At 70.1% G+C, this 21,616-nt stretch carries 12 protein-coding genes and 1 pseudogene; 5 read left to right on the top strand and 8 right to left on the bottom strand.

The features are described 5' to 3' along the window. Positions 1 to 548: 548 nt before the first annotated feature. Positions 549 to 1,967 carry a hypothetical protein gene (locus ACFU8Q_RS16825; protein ID WP_384453860.1) on the top strand — a complete coding sequence of 473 codons (1,419 nt, stop codon included), beginning with the start codon at positions 549 to 551 and terminating at the stop codon, positions 1,965 to 1,967. Positions 1,968 to 2,084: 117 nt separating this feature from the next. Here the strand turns inward: ACFU8Q_RS16825 and ACFU8Q_RS16820 are convergent, their stop codons facing one another. From ACFU8Q_RS16820 to ACFU8Q_RS16805, 4 genes and pseudogenes are all read right to left on the bottom strand, one after another. Beyond that, entirely contained in the window at positions 2,085 to 2,666 is a 582-nt protein-coding gene (locus ACFU8Q_RS16820) for a GNAT family N-acetyltransferase (protein ID WP_384453857.1), read from the bottom strand. A gap of 39 nt (positions 2,667 to 2,705) precedes the next feature. Continuing rightward, a pseudogene (locus tag ACFU8Q_RS16815) lies at positions 2,706 to 2,993 on the bottom strand (IS5/IS1182 family transposase); the annotation flags it as partial. A gap of 149 nt (positions 2,994 to 3,142) precedes the next feature. Further along, positions 3,143 to 5,449 (bottom strand): ABC transporter permease, encoded by a 2,307-nt coding sequence (locus ACFU8Q_RS16810; RefSeq protein ID WP_384453854.1) that lies wholly within the window; start codon positions 5,447 to 5,449, stop codon positions 3,143 to 3,145. Then, positions 5,446 to 6,150, bottom strand: coding sequence for an ABC transporter ATP-binding protein (locus ACFU8Q_RS16805; RefSeq protein ID WP_384453852.1), 705 nt, complete (start codon positions 6,148 to 6,150; stop codon positions 5,446 to 5,448). The genes ACFU8Q_RS16810 and ACFU8Q_RS16805 overlap by 4 nt, the downstream gene beginning before the upstream one ends. Before the next feature lie 140 nt (positions 6,151 to 6,290). Here ACFU8Q_RS16805 and ACFU8Q_RS16800 point away from each other — a divergent pair, with 140 nt between their 5' ends. Both ACFU8Q_RS16800 and ACFU8Q_RS16795 read left to right on the top strand, forming a co-directional pair. Then, positions 6,291 to 7,121, top strand: a complete 831-nt coding sequence (locus tag ACFU8Q_RS16800) for a sensor histidine kinase (RefSeq protein WP_384453849.1) — start codon at positions 6,291 to 6,293, stop codon at positions 7,119 to 7,121. A gap of 11 nt (positions 7,122 to 7,132) precedes the next feature. Further along, on the top strand, positions 7,133 to 7,828 hold the full coding sequence (locus tag ACFU8Q_RS16795) for a response regulator (RefSeq protein WP_384453877.1): 696 nt from the start codon (positions 7,133 to 7,135) through the stop codon (positions 7,826 to 7,828). 373 nt (positions 7,829 to 8,201) lie between these two features. Here the strand turns inward: ACFU8Q_RS16795 and ACFU8Q_RS16790 are convergent, their stop codons facing one another. Genes ACFU8Q_RS16790 through ACFU8Q_RS16775 form a run of 4 tightly spaced genes read right to left on the bottom strand, consistent with a single transcriptional unit; the run spans position 8,202 to position 13,353 of the window. After that, entirely contained in the window at positions 8,202 to 9,146 is a 945-nt protein-coding gene (locus ACFU8Q_RS16790; RefSeq protein WP_384453846.1) for an LD-carboxypeptidase, read from the bottom strand. Beyond that, positions 9,143 to 11,131: a prolyl oligopeptidase family serine peptidase gene (locus ACFU8Q_RS16785; protein ID WP_384453843.1), complete on the bottom strand. Its 1,989-nt coding sequence runs from the start codon at positions 11,129 to 11,131 to the stop codon at positions 9,143 to 9,145. The genes ACFU8Q_RS16790 and ACFU8Q_RS16785 overlap by 4 nt, the downstream gene beginning before the upstream one ends. A gap of 22 nt (positions 11,132 to 11,153) precedes the next feature. Beyond that, a complete protein-coding gene (locus ACFU8Q_RS16780; RefSeq protein WP_384453840.1) occupies positions 11,154 to 12,527 on the bottom strand; it encodes a M20/M25/M40 family metallo-hydrolase in 1,374 nt (457 codons plus the stop codon). Next, positions 12,520 to 13,353: a M55 family metallopeptidase gene (locus ACFU8Q_RS16775; RefSeq protein WP_384453837.1), complete on the bottom strand. Its 834-nt coding sequence runs from the start codon at positions 13,351 to 13,353 to the stop codon at positions 12,520 to 12,522. The genes ACFU8Q_RS16780 and ACFU8Q_RS16775 overlap by 8 nt, the downstream gene beginning before the upstream one ends. 936 nt (positions 13,354 to 14,289) lie before the next feature. Between ACFU8Q_RS16775 and ACFU8Q_RS16770 the strand changes: the two genes are divergently transcribed. Further along, positions 14,290 to 17,340: an AAA family ATPase gene (locus ACFU8Q_RS16770; protein ID WP_384453834.1), complete on the top strand. Its 3,051-nt coding sequence runs from the start codon at positions 14,290 to 14,292 to the stop codon at positions 17,338 to 17,340. 470 nt (positions 17,341 to 17,810) lie between these two features. Then, the gene (locus ACFU8Q_RS16765; protein ID WP_384453831.1) at positions 17,811 to 21,560 is read left to right on the top strand and encodes a S8 family serine peptidase; all 3,750 of its coding nucleotides are present in this window, start codon (positions 17,811 to 17,813) and stop codon (positions 21,558 to 21,560) included. The last annotated feature ends 56 nt before the right edge of the window (positions 21,561 to 21,616 follow it).

Genomic DNA, 21,616 nt, shown 5'->3' with positions numbered 1-21,616 from the left:
TTAGCAGCTATGTATCGAGCCTGTGCCTGCGATTGCGAACGGTCAACACGGACGTCATCTCGCCGGGGGCGGACTCCCGATACTTTCGGCCGCCGTTTTCCCCTTCCTGTACGGAGTACGGAGCTCCGCATCCCGTACCCAGAGGGCGCGCGCGTCGCGGACGGAACCCGAACCGGCCATGGGCAAAGACTTGCCCAATCCGGCTTCGGCCAGTGGGGTGCACCCGGTGGCTCAGCACATGGGCCGATACGCCGGACCGGGCAGCCGCGCCCGCCATTCGTCCCGTGCCCCCCACCGTCGAGTCAAGAACCCCCGCTCACGCCGTGCGGCGTCGAGCAGCGCGAACGGAATTGACCGGCACCGCCTGCGGGGGCTGCCCATCAACACGGCGGACGATCGACTGAGCGAGAGACCCCCTCAGGACGGAGCACGTCATCTCTCTCATCCAGCACCCCGCACCCGCCGTCGATTCGCGAACGGAACATCGCCGGCCATCACCCCCGCCCCGGAGCGCCCTGCGCCGGGCGGTCCCGTGGGCCCCCGGTCTCGTGGCCCTGCTCGTCGGGCTCTGGGGAATCCGTCGCCAGGGCACCCTGTGGGGAGACGAGGCGGTCACCTATGCCATGTCACACCGGAGTGTGCCGCAGATATGGCACACCCTGGGCCACGTCGACGTCGTGCACGGCCTGTACTACCTGATCATGCGCGGCGTGTTCGGCCTCTGGGACGGCGGGCTCGTGGCACTGCGGCTGCCCTCGGTACTGGCGGTCGCCGCGGCTGCGGTCGGCATCGTACGGCTCGGACAACGGCTCGGCGGGACCTGGACCGGGCTGCTGGCGGGCCTCGTCCTCCCTCTGCTCCCGCCGGTGCAGCGGTACGCGCAGGAGGGCCGGTCCTACGCGCTGATCTGCGCGCTGATCACATGGGCCAGTTGTCTTCTCGTCAGCAACCTCTCCCGGCCGAAGGGGCCGGACGGGGGCCGGGCGCGGGGCAGGACACGGGGGTGGGTGACATATGGCGTTGTCATACTGACGGCCTGTCTGCTCCACGAGTTCGCCGTGCTGATACTGCTGGCCCACGGTGTGACCGTCTTCGGGACACGGTCGACGCGGCCCATGAGACGAGCGTGGGGCATCACGGCGGCCGGGGTCCTCACCGGGCTGCTCCCGCTCGCCGTCTTGAGCACGACGCAGTCGGCGCAGGTGGACTGGATCGGTCCGCCGGACGCCGGGGAGGTGCTGGGCTTCGTCGTGACGGCCCTGCTGGGCATCGTCCTCGCCCGCTTCACCGGCCGTTCGCGCGGACCGGTCACCTTGCCCGCGCTCGCGCTCCCGCTGCTGATCCTGCCCACCACGCTGCTCATGCTGACGAGCCCGCTGCGTCCGTTGTACGTGGACCGGTACGTCCTGGCCTCCGCCATCGGTTTCGTGCTCCTGGCGGGCTCGGCGCTCGACCGGGTCCGGTTACGGGTGACGGCTCACGACGCGGGCACCAAGCGACGTGTGACATGTGCGGTGGCACTGATCGCGGTGCTCGCCGCCCTCGTACCCGTGAGCGCCGCACTGCGGAAGCCGGGGAGCCGCCAGAACGATGCGGTCGCGATCGCCCGAGCGGTCCAGGACATCGCCGAGCCCGGGGACGGGCTGCTGTTCATGCCGTCACGCAGACGCGTGTGGACGCTGGCCCGGCCGGACTCCTTCGTGGCGCTGTCCGACCTCGCCCTGGAGCGGACCCCCGTGGCGTCCAACACGCTGTTCGGCCGTGAGTTATCACCGGAACGGATCCGCGAGCGCATCCTGACCAGCACCCGCGTCATCGCCGTGCGCGACCTGGAGGGCCAGCCCCTGGACGCAAACACGCGTGAGGTGGTCAAGCGCGCCACCCTCGACGCGTACTTCGAGGAATGTGCGAGCCGGACGGTCACGCAGGCGCGCATCACCGTGTACGCCAGACCCGGCCACTGCTGAACCGCGCCGGCCGAACCGATCCGGAGGACGGGAACGACCGGCCGATACCGCCGGCCGGCCCCTCGTTGTGCCCGCAGGTCCTGGTGCCTTTCCCGCCAAGCTTTGCCGGTCAAGCCACTAGCTCAGCATCTCGGCCGTGATCGCCCACCGCTCGTGGTCGCGCCAGGCTCCGTCGATGAAGAGGAAGTCCGGCGAGAACCCTTCGAGGCGGAATCCGGCCCGCCGGACGAGGGCGATCGACCCCTCGTTGGCGGGCTGGATGTTGGCTTCGAGCCGGTGCAGGCCGAGCGGCCCGAAGGCGTACCGCAGGACCAGTGCCAGTCCTTCGCTCATCAGACCGCGCCCCACGGCATGGGCGAAGGCCCCGTATCCGAGCGCGCCGCAGCGGAACCCGCCGAGGACGATGTTGTTGATGTTGATGAACCCCGCGATCCCACCGCCGACTCCGCCCTCGCCCGCTTCCTGTTCCCGTTCGTGTTCGCGTTCGCGTTCGCAGACCAGGAAGCCCGCCTTGGTCGGATCGTCGTTCAGCCGTCCCGCGTAGGTGGCGTACGCGCGGGTGTCCTCCGGCGGGAAGAGCCAGGGGCGGTGCACGTCCCGGCTCTCTCTCACCCGCGTCGTGAACTCTTCGGCATCCGCCGGGGTATAGGCGCGGATCGCCACACGGCGTCCCTCGGCCAGATAGTCCAATGCAGACATCCGGCCAGCTTAGACCGGCCGGCAAATGGATCACTTGATGACGTTCACGTCGTCCGGCAGTGGCCCGACCTGCTCCATGGCTGCGTGGAGAGTCGGTCCGAACAGGGGCCAGTCGTGTCGGTTGGCTCCCGCCGCGACCAGACCGAGCGGGACGCCGCGTGCACCAGTGGCGACCGAGCGTTCCAGGCCCTGCTTCCCACGGTCCACCGGGGACCGGCCCGCACTCCGGCCGCCACACGGGGCCTTGGCGATGCAACCCTCCACGGATATCTCAGACAGTTCCAGGCCGATCATCCGGTCGTACGCTGCCAGAGCGAGAACGTGCACCACCCATCGGCAATGGAGCATCTACGTCCGAAACCTGACTGGTACAGCGAGCGGTCGTCGATGGCCGGCTCTGCAAGCGGCCTGACGACTGGCGCGTCGTCGGCCTCCCGGGAGGCTTGATCAGGCCTTGCTCCGGGGCGGAGCGGAGATCACTCGTTGTGCAGCACCTCGGCGATGGTGAGCCGTGCCGCCGAGCGCGCCGGAATCAGCGCGCCGAGGACGGCGATCGCGACGCCCGCCAGGGTCAGGGCGGCCAGATGCGGCGCATGCCAGACGTCCTTCATGGACTCCGGGAAGGTGAGCACTCCGGCGTGGTCCACGAGCAGCCGGTGTGCGACTATCCCGAGCGGGATGCCGATCAGGCCGCCGACCGCGCCCAGCCCCGCCACGGACGTCACTGTCATCACCACGACCTGGCGCGGCGTCATCCCGATCGATTTGAGCATGGCCAGGTCGCGGCGCCGCTCCCTGGTGTTCAGCAGGACGGTGTTGAAGACGCCGAGCGCCGCGACGGTGGTCAGCAGCAGCGTAAACACCGACGAGAAGCCGACGACGGTAGTGGTGGCGGCATCCGGCGAGTCGCTCCTCAGCGACGGATAGAGGCCCGGGTCAGCCTCCTCGATCCCCCTGACGTAGGCCTGGGCGTCGGCATGGGGGGCGAGCTGGACCGTGTAGTCAACGGCGCTCGTGTCCGGGGCGAGTTCGGCCGCGGTCCGCCAGTCGGAGTCCATGGCCTGGGCGTTGCCCAGCATGACTTCGCCGACGACGGTGACGTCGGTCTGCCTGCCGTTCAGATGCATGGTCGTCCGGTCACCGACCGCGAGCCCGTGCTGTTTCAGGAACGACGGCCCACCGGCGACCTCACCCGGTCCGCTCGGCCAGCGTCCCTTGACGATCTGCTCGGCCTCGGCCGGAGCGTCCCCGCGGTAGAAGTTGACGAATACGGTGTTCGTGGTGCCCGCGAGGTGCACCTTGGTGAGCGCGCGAGCGGTCACGCGGTCCGCTCCGGGAAGGGATCGCAGCCGTGCTTCGATCCGGCTGTCATCCAGCTTCGGCACGTGTCGGCCCCGTGCCGACGTGCCCACCTGTACGTCGACCAGCGCGACCCCGCTGTGCTTGCCCGCCTTCCCGGCCGCCACCATGCTGCTGGCCAGGCCGGTCGTCAGAGTCACGGTGGTGACCCCGAGGACGACGGCCGAGATCGTCATCATGGCGCGGCCCGGGCGGGTGAACGGCTGGCCCAGGCCCAGGCTTACGGAGCGCGGCAGCCGGGTGCCGCTGAGCTTGCGTTGAACGCGCAGCCCGCGCCCGGTCCGCGGCGCGCTGCCCGCGCTGATCGCCTCTGCCGCGGAAAGCCGGTGTGCGCGCAGCGCGGGGATCAGGGCGGCGGTGGCGACGAGGGTGGGCATGGCCAGCAGGCAGGCGACGGGCACCCAGGGGCTGGTGGCGATGGTGGCGGTGCCGGTTTCGATTCCGGAGAACGCGACGTCGAGGATGGGGTGCTCCAGCAGGGTGCCCAGCGCCGTGCCCAGGACGCAGCCCACGACGGCGGGAGCGGAGATCATCGCGAGGTAGACCGCGACCACTTGGTTCGGGGTGAAGCCAAGGGCCTTGAGCACGCCGATGTGCCGGTATCCGGAGACGACCGCCCCGCTGACCACGTTGCCGACGATCAAAGCCGAGACCAGGAGACCGAGCACGCCGAACATCGTCATAAAGGGGATGTAGGAATCGGCCGATGCGGAGAAGGCCTGCTTGAGAGTGAGGTAGGACTGGGCGTCGGTCAGCGAGTCAGCTGGTTGTCCGGCGGTGACCGTTGCCAGGTCGGCGCGGATCTGCCCGTCCGTCGAGGCCGACGTGAAGCGGTAGAGCATCTGGAAACCGGACGGGTGCAGGGCGGTCATCTGCTCGGGTGATACCCAGGCGCCGGCGGACCTGCTCATGCTGGTGGCGAAGCCGACGACGGTGAGCGGCGGGACTCCGGGGACGTCGAGCTTCGTTCCCAGCAGACGCGAGGGATTGCCGCCGACAGGCGAGTTGACGACGATCTCACCTGGGGCGGTGGCCCAGCGGCCGGTCAGGAGGTCGACGCGGTCCACCGGGCCTGCCGGATCGGCCCGGCCCACCACGGTCAGGGGACCGGCCGACATCCACAGCCACTCCTCGGGGATCTCGATGACGGCCTGGCCGAAGGGGCCGGCCGCAGCCTGGACACCCGGGCGCCGGACCGTCCGTGCCAGGTGCGTGTCCAAGGTCTTCGAGGCATCGAAGGTCGCCACCACATGGGCGCCGCGTTGGCGGGCGAAGGCGCTGTCGAAAGGAGACGAGGCGGCATTGAGCACCGACAGCGCGAGCAGGATCGTCGTTGTAGAGCACAGGACGACGAGTCCGATGACGATCGTCTGGACCCTACGGCGCTTGACGGCCGCGCGCGAGGCCCGCCACACGGCGCTCATACGGTCCGTTCCAATGCGCTCTCGCGGGCCACCCGGCCGTCGGTGACCTCGATCAGCCGGCTGGCGCATCGGGTGGCCAGATGCGGGTCATGGGTGACGATGAGCAGGGTCTGGCCGATCTGGTTGAGGTCGATCAGCAGGTCCATCACCTGCTCGCCGGAGCGGCTGTCCAGCGCGCCGGTCGGCTCGTCGGCCAGCAGCAGGGCCGGACGGTTCATCAGCGCCCGCGCCACCGCGACCCGCTGGCGCTCGCCACCACTCAGCGCAGCCGGATAGACGTCCTTGCGGTCGGCCACGTCGAGTTCGTCGAGGAGTTCCAGCGCGCGGCGGCGCGCCTGCCGGGCCGACGTCCCGGTCAGCTGTGCGGCCAGCGCCACGTTGTCCAGCGCCGGCAAGTCGTCGATGAGATTGAAGAACTGGAAGATCATGCCGATATGCCGCCGCCGGAACAGCGCCAGCGCGGTCTCGTTCAACTTCCCCAGATCCTCGCCGTGTACGACGGCCGAACCGGAGGTCGGCCGGTCAAGACCGGCGACCATGTTGAGCAAGGTGGACTTGCCACAGCCCGAAGGACCCATCACCGCTACCGCTTCCCCGGCCCGGATCTCCAGGGAAACATCGTCCAGAGCGACCGAGTCGCCGTACTCCTTGCGCACGCCGTCGAGGCGCACGACCACCTGTTCTTCGCTGCTGCCGCTCATGGCAGGAAGCTAAGCGCAGCGCCTCGGGTCGAAACATCAGCCTGCTGAGGTATCCCGTCGGCCTTGTCATCCCAGAGATGTAGGGCGTTGGATCCCGGGAATGACGCGACGGGCGGAGCGGTGCTGCAAGGATGATCACCATGTGGGAATCGGGGACGGGCTGGCTGACCGCCGCTCTGGCGGTGGCGTGCGCCGCCGCCGGATGGCTCGGCGCCGCGCTCGTCCGGGCCCGGCGCCTGCACAGGAAGGCGATCGAGGACCGGGGCCGGCTTCTCGAGCGGGAGCGGGAGAACGCGGCCCAGACCGCCGTCGACGCCGAGCGCGCCCGGATCGCCCAGGAACTGCACGACATCGTCAGCCACAACGTGAGTCTGATGGTGGTCCAGGCGGGTGCCGCGCGCGAGGTGCTGACCACCATGCCTGACGCGGCTGCCGAGGCCCTGGTGGCGGTCGAGGGCGCCGGCCGGGACGCGATGACCGAGCTGCGGCATCTGCTCGGCCTGCTCGCTCCGTCGCAGAGCGGCGAGGACGAGGCGGACCTGACCCCGCAGCCGGGCCTCGGCCGACTCAGTCCGCTGATCGACCGGATCGCGTTCGCCGGATTGCCCGTGGAGGTTCGGATCTTCGGGAAGCCGCACTCGCTCCCGGCCGGGATCGACACGACCGCGTATCGGATCGTGCAGGAGGCGCTGACCAATGCGCTCAAGTACGGCGACGGGGGGAAGGCTGAGGTGACCGTACGGTACGCGGACAACCATCTGCGAGTGGAGGTGCTGAACAGCGGGCCCAGCGTGCTGTCCGGCGGAGGATCCGCGTCCAGGCCGTCGGGCACGGACCGCAGGGACGGAGCCGGGCGCGGGCTGCTGGGACTCAGGGAGCGGGTCGCCGTGTACGGCGGCGATCTGGACGCCCGACGGCGACTCGGCGGCGGGTACCGGGTCCGAGCGCGTATCCCGCTGGACCGGGCGTGACGGCCCCCACGGTGGAGCCACCCCCGCGCGTGCTCATTGCCGACGACCAGGAGCTGATCCGTACCGGGTTCCGCCTGATCCTCACCTCGCGAGGGATCGATGTGGTGGGCGACGCGGCCGACGGGGCCGAGGCCGTGGCGTTGGCCCGCAGCCTGCGGCCCGACGTCGTGCTGATGGACATCAGGATGCCGAACCTGGACGGCCTGGAGGCGGCCCGGCTCATCCTGGCGGAGAACCCGGACTGCCGGGTGATCATGCTGACCACCTTCGACCTCGACCAGTACGTGTACTCCGCGCTGGCCCTTGGAGCGAGCGGTTTCCTTCTCAAGGACGTCACCGCCGCACACCTCGCCGCCGCCGTCCGTCTCGTCGACACCGGCGACGCCCTCCTCGCCCCCACGATCACGCGCCGCCTGGTAGAGCGCTTCGCCCGCGGCGAACCCAGGCACAGCGTGGGCGGTGACGCCGCAGCGCCGGCGATCCACCGCGACCTCGCCCAGCTCACTCCCCGCGAGCTGGAGGTTCTTACCCTGATGGGCCGGGGCCTCTCCAACACCGAACTCGCCCAGGAGCTGACCCTCAGCGAAGCCACCGTCAAAACCCACGTCGCCCGCATCTTCGCCAAGCTCGCCCTGCGCGACCGCGCACAGGCTGTCGTCCTCGCCTACGAGACCGGACTCGTATCTCCCGGTGAACACCACGAGTAGCGCGGGCCCGGGCGCCGGCCGGGGTACCGGACTGCGCGAGCGATGCGTGAGCGGACGGCGTAACACGCGCCGTGTCGAGTGGGTGGCTGTCCGGGAGAGTTCAGGCAGGCAGAACGGCAGCGCGGCCAGGCCGTCCTTTGTGATTACCGAGCGTAGAGAACTCCGTGATCACGTGGACCCGTGGCCGTTCTGATGCCCCCGCCATCTCACGGGCGCCTGTTGCCGGTCGGTCTCAGGGGGTGTGGTCCGCTCGTCGCGCACACCTCGCTTCCCCCGGTCGCCGACCACCGGCAGCTCCAGCACACCCGTGTCCTCGGGGGCACTGACCACCGTGACCGGCTTGATGCCGCGGTTGGTTTGCGATACGGCCCGTTCAGGCCAGCGCGGGCCCCTCGATCGTGAGTGTGGCGGGGCCGCCGTCGGCCGGCGCGTCCAGCACGGCGGGCACGCCGAGCGGAATCGTCAGCCCCGTAGGTCCGTGCCCGAAGCCCAGCTCCTCGACGACGGGCACGCCCAGTGTGCCGAGCCGGTCGGCGAGGACCGCCCGCACGCTCTCGTACGGGCCGCAACCTGCCCAGGAACCGCAGGCCACCCCGGCTATCCCGTCGAGCGCGCCGGCCCTCAGCAGCTGGGTGAGGATGCGGTCGATGCTGTACGGGTCCTCGGTGGTGTCCTCGATCACCAGCAGCCCGCCCCGGGCCGACGTCCGGGCGCGCGGGGTGCCGAGGTCGGCGGCGAGCAGGCTCACACAGCCGCCGTAGGTGATGCCGCGGGCCCGGCCCGGTACCAGTACCCGCGCCGTGGGCAGGCCGAGGGTCCGTACCGTCTCGGGCTCGAACAGGGTGGCCCGCAGGGACTCCTGGGTGTCCGGGTCCTTGAGGAAGGTTTCCGCGCCGGCCATCGGACCGTGCAGGGTGGCGAGCCCCATGCGCCCGGCGAACGCCTCATGGAGCACGGTGATGTCGCTGTAGCCGATGAACACCTTGGGCCCGGCCGCGCGCATCGCCGCCCAGTCGACCAGGTCGACCATGCGGTGCACGCCGTACCCGCCACGGGCGCAGATCACCGCGTCGACGGACGGATCGCACCAGGCTTCCTGGAGATCCCGGGCGCGCGCCTCGTCCGTACCGGCGAGGTAGTCCAACTCCGGGTGGACGTCACGCACATGAGGAGCCTCGACCGGTTCCAGGCCCCAACCCCGCAGTACGTCGAGGCCCGCTTCCAGACGCTCCGCCGGCACCGGCCCGCTCGGTGCCACGACGGCGATCCTGGCACCGGGACGCAGCCGGGCGGGGCGGGTCAGGGGAGAGAGGGTCACTTCTTCAGCTCCAGCCGCGGTACGTCGGGGCAGCCGATGCCGAACGTCTGCCCGTACAGGGAGAGTTCGGCCTCCAGCGCACGGATCATCGTGTCGGCGCGCCGGAACCCGTGCCCCTCCCCCTCGAAGGTGAGGTACGCGTGCGGGACGCCGCGTCCTTCGACCTCGGCCAGGAACCGCTCGCACTGGACGGGCGGGCAGATCGGATCGTCCAGCCCCTGGAGCAGGAGGAAGGGCGTGGTCAGCCGGTCGGTGCGGCTGATCGGAGACCGTTCGCGGTAGCGGTCCGGGACGTCGGCGAGGGGGCCCACGAGGGACTCCAGGTACTGCGACTCGAAGTCATGGGTCTCGTCGGTGCCCCAGCCGGTCAGATCGAGGATGGGGTAGATGATCGTGCCGCAGGCGTAGACATCCGTGCCGGTCAGCGAGGCGGCCGTGGTCCAGCCGCCGGCACTGCCGCCCCGGATGGCGAGGCGCCGCGGGTCGGCCGTGCCCTCGGCGGCCAGCGCCTGGGCGACGGCCGCGCAGTCCTCGACGTCGACGACGCCCCACTGTTCACGCAGCCGGTTGCGGTAGCTCCTGCCGTAACCGGTGGAGCCGCCGTAGTTCACTTCGGCGACGCCGATGCCGCGCGAGGTGAAGTAGGCGATCTCCAGGTCGAGTACGAGTGCGGCATGCCCGGTGGGGCCGCCGTGCGCCCAGACCACGTAGGGCGGCAGTTCACCGTCGGGGCCGGTCCGGTCGGGGTTGCGGGGCGGGTAGATGTGGGCGTGGATCTCCCGGCCGTCGGGCCCGGTGAAGGTGCGGTCCTCGGGCCGCGGGTAGTACGCGGGGTCGACGGCGTCCTCGTGCGGTGTGCCGATGACCCGGGTGCGGCCGGTCGCGGTGTCCAGCTCGACGACCTCGTAGGCGCTGTACGGGCTCGCCGCGATGCCGTACACCCGGCTGCCGTGCACGGTGAGCGACTCGGCCCATGCGGTCCAGGGTCCGGCGACGTCGACGAGGTCACCGGTCGCCGGGGCGAGGATGCCGAGCGTGTTGGTGCCCTTGCCGTGGATGGTGGCGATCAGGCCGTTCTCCAGCGGCCGGAACCAGCTGAGGCCGATCTTCCACAGCGGTCCGGCGAACTCCTGCTCGCGAGGGCTGAGCGCGACCGCGCCCCGGTGCGGGTCGGCACGGTACAGGTTCCACCAGCCGCTGCGGTCACTGGCGAAGAGAAGCTGCCCGTGGGCGTCCCATTCGATCTGCGGCACCGATTCCTCGGGGCCGCCACCGAAGCTCCAGGTGTGCTGGAACGTACCGTCCTCGGTGACGTCCGCGAGCATCACCTCGGTGCCGTCCCACGGCATGCGCGGATGGTCCCAGGCGAGCCAGGCCGCCCGCCGCCCGTCGGGCGAGAGCCTCGGCCCGGTGACGAACCGGTGGCTGTCGTCGGTGAGTTCGCGTACCGCGGAGCGGTCCTCGGCGGCCGAGCCGTCCAGCGGTACGGCGGCGATCACCCGGCGCAGGTCGGTGGGCTGCTCGCCGGTGAACTCCTCCAGGACGCACCACACTTCGCCCCGGTCGCCCCGGTCGAGGTGGAGCTGCGGGTCCACCCACCGCAGCCCTCCGCCGACGGACGAGACCGGGGTGAGCGGCCGGGGTTCGCCGGGCTCGTCGGGGGCGTAGGCGTACAGCCGCTGGTCGGCGAAGTCGACGAAGACGATCAGCGGTCCGCCCTCGGCGCGTTCGGCCCCGGCCCAGGGCTGTCCGCCGTATTCGATGACCCGGCTCCGTACGTTCCACGGAGCGGGCAGGACGCTGCCAGCGGTCCCGTCGGCGCGGCGGCGGACCAGTGCGCGGCGGCCCGCCTCGGCGGGGCGCGGTTCCGTCCACCACACCTCGTCGCCCACCACGCCGACGTATTCCGGACGGCCGTCGTGCGAGGCGGCCAGCCGCGCGTCGATCGGCGAAGGCCACGTTCCGTAGGGCCCTGTGGACACCATGTTCGATTCCCCCCGTTCCGGGTCAGGCCGTGCGCAGATAGTGGTCGAGGACGCGGACACCGAAGTGCAGTGCGTCGACGGGGACGCGTTCGTCGACGCCGTGGAACAGCGCCTGGTAGTCGAAGCCGACGGGCAGCTTCAGCGGTGAGAAGCCGTAGCCGGTGATGCCGAGCCGGGAGAACTGCTTGGCGTCCGTGCCGCCCGACATGCAGTACGGCACGACGTGGCCGTCCGGGTCGAAACGTTCGATCGCGGCGCGCAGCTTCGCGAAGGTAGGCGAGTCGACGGGGGCCTGCAGCGGGACCTCGCGGTGGTGGAACTCCCAGTCGACGTCGGGTCCGGTCAGCCGGTCCAGGGTGGCGTGGAACTCGTCCTCGCCACCGGGGACCATCCGGCCGTCGATGAAGGCGGTGGCGTGGCCGGGGATGACGTTGACCTTGTACCCGGCCTCCAGCATGGTCGGGTTGGAGCTGTTGCGGACGGTCGGTGCGACCAGGTCGGCGGCGGTGCCGAGTTTGCCGAGCAGTTCGTCGACGTCGAAGCCGGGGGCGTCGAGGTCGGGGTGGATGCCGTGCAGCGCGGCGAGCTCGGTGAGCGCGGCGCGGACCGTCGGGGTGAGCCGGACGGGCCATTCATGCTCGCCGATCCGGGCAACGGCGGCGGCGAGCGCGCTGACCGCGTTGGCCTTGTTGACCTTGGAGCCGTGCCCCGCCTTGCCGTGCGCGGTGAGCTTCAGCCAGGCGGTGCCGCGCTCGCCGGCGGCGATCGGGTAGAGCGGCATCTCCGGTCCGGCGTGGAAGGTGAAGGCGCCGGATTCGCTGATGCCTTCCGTGCACCCTTCGAAGAGCGCGGCGTGCCGGTCGGCGAGGAAACCCGAGCCGTCCTCGGCACTGGCCTCCTCGTCGGCGGTATACGCGATCACGATGTCGCGGCGGGGCCGGACACCGGCGCGCGCCCAGGCACGTACGACAGCCAGGACCATCGCGTCCATGTTCTTCATGTCGATGGCGCCGCGCCCCCAGACCACGTCGTCGCGGACCTCCCCGGAGAACGGGTGCACGCTCCAGTCGTCGGCCTCGGCCGGGACGACGTCGAGATGGCCGTGTACGAGCAGGGCGTCGGCGGACGGGTCGGTGCCCTCGATCCGGGCCACCACATTGGTGCGCCCCGGGGTGCGCTCCAGCAGGGCGGGTTCCAGTCCCGCGGCGGCCAGCCGCTCGGCGACGTACTCGGCGGCCGGACGCTCCCGGCAGTCGCCGCCGCCGCGGTTGGTGGTGTCGATCCGGATCAGTTCGGAGGTGAACGTCACCGATTCGTCGAGGGCCTGCCGGTCGACGCTCTCCTGGGGGTCGGCGCTCAGGTCGGCGCTCTCCTGGGGGTGGGTCGCCTCAGCCATACTGCTCCTCCACGGCTGACGACACGATCGTCGTCACCGCCTTGAACGTGCGGATACCTTCGTACATCGTCGCGCTGGTGTAGGCGACGCGCCGTTCGCCGCTGGGCGCCACACCGGGGACGACGGTGGCCGCCGCGGCCAGGTGCTCGGCGTCGAACTCGAGCTCGATGGTGAAGGGGCCGCCCTCCACCGGGGTGTGCCGCACGGCCAGCGCGGTCGCGTCCTTGGCCGCGGCACGGATGTCCGCGGCGGTACGGGCCGGGGTGCGGCACACCGCCGCGTACCGCGAGACGTGGTCCTTCACGGCGACCTTGCGGGCGGCGGGGGCGTACCCGTCCGCGTCCACGCAGGTCAGGTCATCGCCGGTGACGAGGACGACGGGTACGCCGTACTCGGCCACGACATGCGCGTTCAGCAGCCCCTCGCTGGCCCGGGCGCCGTTGAGCCAGACCCCGGTGATGGAGTTCGCCAGGTAGGTGTGGGCGAGGACCCCCTCGGCACCGGCGCCCGTGTGGTAGCCGACGAAGGCGATGGCATCGACGTCGCCGTGCTGGATGCCCTCGACCATGGAGAGGGACTTGTGTCTGCCGGTGAGCATCTGCACCCGGTCGTCGAGCCGCTCCAGCAGGAGGTTGCGCATGGACCAGTGGGCCTCGTTGATGAGCACCTCGTCGGCGCCGCCGTCGTAGAAGCCGAGCGCCGCCGCGTTCACATCGGAGGTGAACAGGGCACGGCACCGCTCCCATTGGGGGGTGCCCGGCAGCACATCGGCCGGCCAGGTGACGCCGGTGGCGCCTTCCATGTCCGCACTGATCAGGATCTTCATGATGAGTCCGTCTTCTTACAGGTCAGGGGCTATCCGGGCCGGTCGCGAAACCAGTTGCCGACATCAGTTCCTGAAGGCCATTAAGCAGGCACCCAACTCGGCGCCCCCATACAAGCATCTTTGCTGGCCAACCGTCTCCCCTCCGCCGTCACCGAAGCCGAAACGCCCCTTTCTCACGATCCGGCATCGCTCCCATCAGCCGCAAGCAGTGCCCCTACCCTGTCAAGGGCCTCGCGCCGCGCCTGTAGCGCGGCGTGGGTGTGAACCGACATCGTCGTGTCGAAGTGACCGTGCCCCAGAATGGCCTGGCTGCGGCAGGTCCTCGGCGAGCAACTCCTCGGCCAGGTCGAGGTCGCCGAGGCAGTGGCCGTCTGGTGGACCGACCCCGGTTGGGGGTGGCTGGTTCGACCGCCCCCATCGCGATGTCGTTCCTCATCCCCAAGCCGCCGAGAGCCGATACGGAGAGTCCTCGGCTCTCAGGCAGGCGACGCAAGAGGCACCGGAGGTGACCAACGGGATCCTGTACCGGCTGCGGACGGGTGTTCCGCGGCGGGATCTGCGGACGGGTATTCCGCGGCGGGATCCGCCGACTGGCTATTCGGTTGCTCACCGACCCGACGCCGACGCTCAAGGAGTTCGGCGAGTCAGGCTGCTCCGTCTGCCTTTTCCGTCAGCTCTGCCGGGGTGACAACTGCTGAGCTTCGGCACAGCACGTGACGCCGCTTCGTGAAAACCGGCAGCCAAAGACCGCGCACGGTGCAAGAACGCGGCACCGGTGCGGCGTCCCGCCGGTCCGTAGCGCCTCGGCGGCGGAGCGGACCGATGTGAGTCCGAGGCAAGTGACACGGAGTTCTCTGCCCCCGGGCGAGCGCGACGGCAGCACAAACCCCAGCCCTGGAACTCCACAGTGATCGCCCTCTGCACCACGCCTTGAACGTGGCCTATCCCCTCGCCACGCCGCCTTGTAACCTCTGGTCATATTGTCCACGGAAGACGGCGGTTGGGGCACGCCGTCGCCTGTCTCCGACAGTGGGGCGAATGTCTACCAGCGATTCCGACACACGCGACCTGCCGGCGATCGCATCACCCGCTTTGGTCGGACGCGAGCGCGAACTCGCCGCCTTGAAAGCCGCTTTGTCCGACCCGCCGGTGGTCGTACTGATCGAGGGCGAAGCCGGGATCGGTAAGAGCCGACTGATCCAGGAGCTGCTCGCGGCGCATGCTCCGGCCCGGCAGCGGGTGCTGCTGGCGGCGTGTCCGGCTGTTCGGCAGCCTTTTACGCTCGGGCCGGTGGTGGACGCGATCCGGCCGGCCACCGAGGACGTCGCCCGGCTCGGCCTGAGCGCGTTGGCGGGGGCGCTTCGGCCGTTGTTTCCCGAGTGGGCATCGGCGCTGCCGCCGGCACCCGACCTGGCCGAAGACGCGGCAGCGGCACGACACCGGCTGTTCCGGGCCATCGAGGAGATCCTCGTACGGCTCGAGATCGGGTTGCTCACGGTTGAGGACATGCACTGGGCGGATGAGGCCACCCTGGAGTTTCTGCTGTTTCTGACATCGCGTCCGCGACAACAGGTCAGTCTGCTGGTGAGCTACCGCCCGGAGGAAATCGCGCCGGACTCTCTGCTGCTGCGGTTGTCGTCGCGGCAACCGACGGGGGCGGCGCGGCTGCGGCTGTCGTTGGAGCCGTTGGACGTCCCCGGCACTGCCGCGATGGTGTCCTCGATGCTGGGTGGGGAACGAGCTTCCGACGAATTGGCGACCATCCTGCACGACCGGACCGACGGGCTTCCGCTCGCGGTCGAGGAGTCCGTCCGGCTGATGTGGAACCGCGCCGATATGACCCGGCGGGGTGATTCCTGGGTGTGGCAGCGGCTGAGTGAGATCGACGTACCGCCGACAGTGCGGGACGTCGTACTGGAACGCAGCGCACGGCTCGGCCCGGCGGCGCAGGCTGCGTTGCGCGCGGCCGCCGTACTCGCCGACCCCGCCCCCGAGGACGCCGTCGTCGAGGTGATGGCTCCGGAAGGCGATCCGGCGAGCAGGCTGGCAGGCCTGGCGGAAGCAGTGGGTTCGGGGCTGCTGAGGGAGGACCAACGCGGGCTGGTCTCGTACCGGCACATGCTGGCGTGCCGCGCGGTGTACGAGGCGATTCCTGTGCCGCAGCGACGGGCGATGCACCTGCGTGCCGCACACGTTTTCGAAGACACCACCCCGCCCCCGGTCGCCCAGCTCGCGCGCCACTTCCGGGAAGCCGGCGACACGACGGCGTGGTGCCGGTACACGGAACAGTCTGCCGACCTCGCCCTCGCCTCGGGTGACGATGCGACGGCGGTCGTCCTGGTGCACGATCTGCTCACCAACGCCGACCTGCCGCCCGCCGACGTGGTGCGGCTGACCGGCAAGGTTCCCTTCTGTCTGCTCAGCGGGCACGAACGCTACCGTGAACTGATGGACGCTCTCCGTCTCGCGCTGGAGAGCGGTGAGCCGACGCCGAGCGAGGCGGCGGAGATCCGCTTCCATGTCGCCCGTCTGCTGCAGCAGACGGAGTCGTTCGAGCAGTCCCGAATCGAGATGGAACGAGCGCTGCCCGACCTCGGACACGACCCGGCGAAGGCCGTTCGCGCGATGATGTTCCTCGGCCTGCCGTACGGGACGACGACACCGGCGGCCGAACATCTCAGGTGGCTGCGGCGCGTCGCGCAGGTGCCGGTCTCGATGGCGCCGGAGGACCGGCTGAGCATCCGGGTCGGACGGGCGGGCGGGCTCTTGCTGCTCGGTGAGGGGGAGGGGTGGGCCGAGGCGGCATTGATCGCCGATGACGCGCCCACCGCGGCGGAGAGGCAGCAGATCACGATCGGCCATCACAACGTCGGGCACATGGCACTGATCTGGGGGAGGTACCCGGAGGCGAGGCGGGCGCTCACGCTGGCCGCAGGACTGGCCGACACGTATCAGTACCAGAAGCTCCGCAGGAAGGGGCAGGTGACGCTGGCTCAGCTGGACTGGCTCACCGGAGCCTGGGACGGGCTGGCCGACCGGGCCCTGTCGCTGGCCGATGACGAGGAACTCCTGCAGCCGGTGAGCCGCCTGGCGCCGACCGTGGTCACCGGCTTGCTGTATGCGGCCCGCGGCGACCAGGACAGAGCGGACGAGTGCCTGCGACGCGTCCTTGAACAGGCGGACCGACATGGCGGTGCGGAGTATTCCGTCGAACCTGCCGGCGCCCTGGCCAGGCTCAGGCTCGGCGCCGGGCGGGTCGACGACGTGCTGCGGTTGACCGACGGGCCGATCCGGTTCCTGGAACGCAAGGGCACGTGGATCTGGGCCACCGAACTCGCCCCGGTCCGGGCCGAGGCACTACTCATGGCCGGCCGCATCGACGAGGCCGGCGACCTGGTCGACGCATTCGCAGCGGGAGTGCGTGATCGCCGCGCACCCGGGCCGCACGCCGCCTTGTCGGCCTGCAGGGCGATCCTGGCCCAGCATCAGGACGATCCCCTCAGCGCCGCCGAACTGTTCGCGCGTGCGGCCGACGCGTGGCAGGGCCTTCCGCGGCCGTACGACGCCCTGCTCAGCCGTGAGCGACAGGCCCGTTGTCTGCTACGTGCGGACCAGTCCGATGTGGCTCTCTCCCTCCTTACGGAAATCTTCCAGGGCTTGTCCACCCTCGGCGCTCGTGGCGACGCCGAGCGCGTCATGCACACACTGCGTGCATCCGGTGTCGGGGTGAAGCGCCCGTCGTGGCACGGTGGACGGCGAAGCTACGGCGATCAACTGTCTCCCCGTGAGCTCGACGTAGTCCGGCTGCTCGTCGGAGGCCGGACCAACCGGGAGATCGCCGGCGTCCTCATCCTGTCGCCGAAGACGGTCGCGCGGCACGTGGAGACAGCGATGCGCAAGCTCGAGGTCTCGTCCCGGACGGCGCTGGCCGTGAAGGTCGTCGAAGCCGGCGTCGTCGTCGACAGCTTGGCCCGCGCGCACCGTTAGGCGGGCGCGGCAGCAAAATTGGGTCATCTGCCCAGTCGTCCGGTGGCCGGTGCGTGAACAACACTCGGCGTCATGGAATCATCACCTCCGCCTGCCGCCACTCGTCCCCCGCGCCCGCAAGGCTTCTGCCGCGCGGTCACATCTGACGGATCGCCTCGACCGGTCCCGGATTCCCGACGAGGCCGGGTTCCGGGACGAACCCCGCAGGCCGACCGACCGGTGCCAGGTCACTGCCGCCAGAGCGGGACGCGTCGCTCGCCGCCCGGCTCTGCACCGCCGATCGGCCCGAAGCAGCACTGGCGGCACGCACCACATTCATCGCAGCCATTCGGCGCGTTGCGCAATCCCCGCAACCGCGCGGTATCCGCGCGCATTCTCCCCTCAGAAAAGGTCATTGCCGCATGAGAAAGTCACCACCGGCCGGGGCATCCAGGCTCCCGGTCCACCTGACCATCCCCATACTCCGGCGCTTGCCACACCGTTCACATCGCACGCTCACGGCGCTGCTGGCCACGGCCTGCGTGGCCGGGACACTGAGCATCCCCGCCATCGCCACCGCCGAGACGCCGGCCACCCAGGCGAGCCGGCCGCAGCAAAACAGCCCCGTTGTCGCCACGCACAAGCTCACCCTCGTCACGGGCGAAGTGGTGACGCTGGAGCGTCACGCCAACGGCTTCCAGGCGGCGACGGTCGAGCCCGCGGCCGACGGCACCCCGGCGGCGTTCACCTCCATGAAGGTGGGTGACGAGGTCTACGTCATCCCGGAGAAAGCACAGCCCTACCTCGCCGCCAACGAGCTCGACCGCGAGCTGTTCAACGTCACCAAGCTGGTCGAGTACGGCTACGACGACGCGCACCGTTCCGCCGTACCGCTGATCGCGACCTACGGGGGCGCGCCGGGCAAGGCCGGCAAGGCGCTCGAGAAAGCCGCGCCGGCCGGTTCGGTGAAGGACGACGAGCTGCCCAGTGCCAACGCGGTGGCGCTGCACGCCGGCAAGTCGAAGGCGGCGACGTTCTGGGAGGCGGTCGACGACGACAGCACCGGCGCGGCAAAGGCACCGAAGCTTGCCGGTGGCATCAAGAAGCTCTGGCTCGACAAGCCGGTGCACGTGGCGCTGGACCAGAGTGTGCCGCAGATCGGCGCCCCGGAGGCGTGGGCGGCCGGCTACGACGGCACCGGCACCAAGGTCGCCATCCTCGACACCGGAATCGACCCCAACCACCCCGATGTGGCGGGGCAGGTGAAGAAGACGCAGAACTTCAGCGACGACCCCGACGCGGTCGATCACCACGGTCACGGCACGCATGTCGCCTCGACCATCGCCGGCTCGGGTGCCGCGTCGGGCGGCAGGCTCAAGGGTGTGGCACCGGGCGCCGACCTGTACATCGGCAAGGTCCTCAACACGGCCGGTTCGGGCTCCGAGTCGATGGTCATCGGCGGCATGGAGTGGGCAGCGGCCCAGGGCGCGGACGTCATCAGCATGAGCCTGGGCGGTTCGGTCCCCAGCGACGGCACCGATCCGATCAGCCAGGCCGTCAACCAGCTCACCGCGTCCTCCGGGTCGCTGTTCGTCATCGCGGCCGGCAACGAGGGCCCGGGCAAGGGGACCGTGAGCTCGCCCGGTGCCGCCCAGGACGCACTGACCGTCGGCGCGGTGAGCAAGCAGGACCAGCTCGCGAACTTCTCCAGCCGCGGCCCGGTCAAGGAAACCTTCGCGGTCAAGCCGGAGATCACCGCACCGGGCGTGGGCATCGTCGCCGCCCGCGCCGCCGGCACCACGATGGGCACCCCGGTCGACGCCAACTACACCGCGGCCAACGGCACCTCGATGGCCACCCCGCACGTGTCCGGCGCAGCGGCGATCCTCGTCCAGCGCCACCCCGACTGGTCCGCCGACCGGCTCAAGCAGGTGCTGGTCAGCACCGCCAAGCAGGGCTCGTACAACGCCTACCAGGGCGGTAACGGCCGCGTCGACGTGCCCAAGGCGATCGACGCCACGATGTACTCCAGCCCCGCCGTCATCAGCATGGGCAAGAAGTCGGCCGAAAGCGCGCCGGTCACCAAGACGATCGACTACGTCAACACCTCCGCGGCGGACACCACGCTGTCGCTCCGCCTGTTCAGCGCCGGGGAGACGGCGTCCCCGCCGGACGGCATGTTCACGCTCAGCGCCAACAGTGTGACGGTCCCGGCGAACTCCACCGCGAGCGTGACGGTGACCTACCACCCCGAACTCGGCGCCGTGGGCGACTACACCGGCATCATCACCGCCACCGCGCCCGACGGCACCGCGATCCGCACCACCGTCGGCGCCACGAAGGACGTGCCCACCGTCGACCTCACCGTCAACACGATCGACCGGAACGGAGACCCGGCGTCCGGCGAACTCGCGGTGTTCGACCTGGACAACGGGGTCGTCAGCGAGGTCTTCCCCCAGGGCGGAACCAAGACCGTCGCGCTGCCGCAGGGTCGCTACTCCGTCATGGGCATCGTGTACACGAAGGACAAGGCCACGGGCCTCGCCGTGAGCAACACGCTCGCCGGTGAGCCCGTCGTGGATCTGAGGGCGGACCGGACGATCACCATGGACGCCAGGCTGGGCAAGGAGGTCAAGGTCGCGACCCCCAAGGAGTCGCAGTCGAGCAACTACAAGCTCGGGTACCGCCAGAGCCTCCCCGGCAAGAAGGGGATCGACTACATGAAGGGTACGTCGAGCCTGTTCGCGAAGCACGCCTATGTGGTGCCCACCAAGCCGGTGACGGACGGCACCTTCGAGTTCAACTTCCAGGACCGCAGGTACTCGCCGGTGATCCGGGCGTCCTATGCCGGACAGGGAGGCTCGCTCCCGCTCACGCCGGTGCTCTATGCGGCCCGGTTGTACGGCTCCAGCAAGCTCCAGGCGATCGACGCCGGCACGGGACGGCCGGAGGACCTGGCCGGCAAGGACCTCGACGGCAAGCTCGCGGTCGTCACCCGCGACGCCACCTTGAAGGTCGTCGACCAGATCGCCGCGGTGGCCGGTGCCGGCGCGAAGGCAGCGATCATCGTCAACGACCGGCCCGGCGTCTACGCCACCAGCGTGCCGCGCGTCACCGGCACTGACATCCCGGCCTGGACCCTCACCCAGGACGAGGGCGCGGTGCTCTTCGGCCGGATGGCCGACGGTCCCACGCGGATCAACCTGCAGGGCATCAAGAAAGACCCCTACGCGTACAACATCGCGCTGATGGTTCCCGGTGGAATTCCGGCCGACCCCACCGACGCGGTCACCACGGAGAACTCGGCCGTGGTGAAGTCCCACTACCGCGGCACCAAGGGCACTCTGATCGGCGACACCGACTCGGCGATCCGCCCGGGAGAAACCTTCATCACCCAGCTCGTGGACTTCTACGACGCCCCGGTGGACCGGGAGGAGTGGTACTCCACCGGCAGCAAGTGGCCGACGATGAAGGACATGGGGTGGTGGCACACGGTCTACCCGGACCGCAAGGACATCATCACCAGCATGAGAGACCTCATCCGCAACTACAGCCCGGGCGAGCAGCGCGAGGAGACCTGGCTGGGTGCGGCGAACGGCCCGACCGGACCGGAGACCACCCTCGCGTTCCGCGACGGTGACAAGGTCACCCTCAACATGATGGAGATGGGCGACAGTCAGCCCGGACACTACGCCTACTTCCAGGGTGACAACGGCACCACGTCGACGGTGCGGCTGTACCAGGACGACAAACTCCTCAAGGAGCAGGGCTGGTTCTCGCTCACGACCCTGCCGGTCAGCCCCGACCCGGCGACCTACCGGATCACCATGGACACCGAGCACCCGGCGTGGTTCCCGCTGTCCACGAAGGCCGGCACCGCCTGGACGTTCAAGTCCGCCCGGCCGGCGAACGGCCAGGAGGATCTGGCACTGCTCTGGCCGAGGTACGGCCTGGGCCTGGACGCGGAGAACGCCACCCAGGGCGGCAACACCTACCACTTCGACCTGGCGTTCGTCCTCCAGAACGGCGCCACCCCGGACATCGACGGGGTCGAGGTGGAGGCGTCCTCCGACGAGGGTGCCACCTGGCGGCCCGCGAAGGTCAAGAGCCAGAGCGACGGCAGCTTCAAGGTGTCCGTGAGCAACCCGGATTCGAGCTACGTGTCCCTGCGCGTCAAGGCGCAGGACACCAACGGCAGCAAGATCGAGCAGACCCTGATCAAGGCCTACGCCGTGCGCTGACCCGCACGCCGGCCTCATCCTGACCGCGCCCCCGGCACAAGGGCATGCCCTTGTGC

It is taken from the genome of Streptomyces sp. NPDC057543 (assembly GCF_042801895.1).
In the GTDB taxonomy this organism is placed as follows: Bacteria; Actinomycetota; Actinomycetes; order Streptomycetales; family Streptomycetaceae; genus Streptomyces.
The sequence above is the reverse complement of the archived record's forward strand: the minus strand, read 5'-3'. Positions and strand labels throughout refer to the sequence as shown.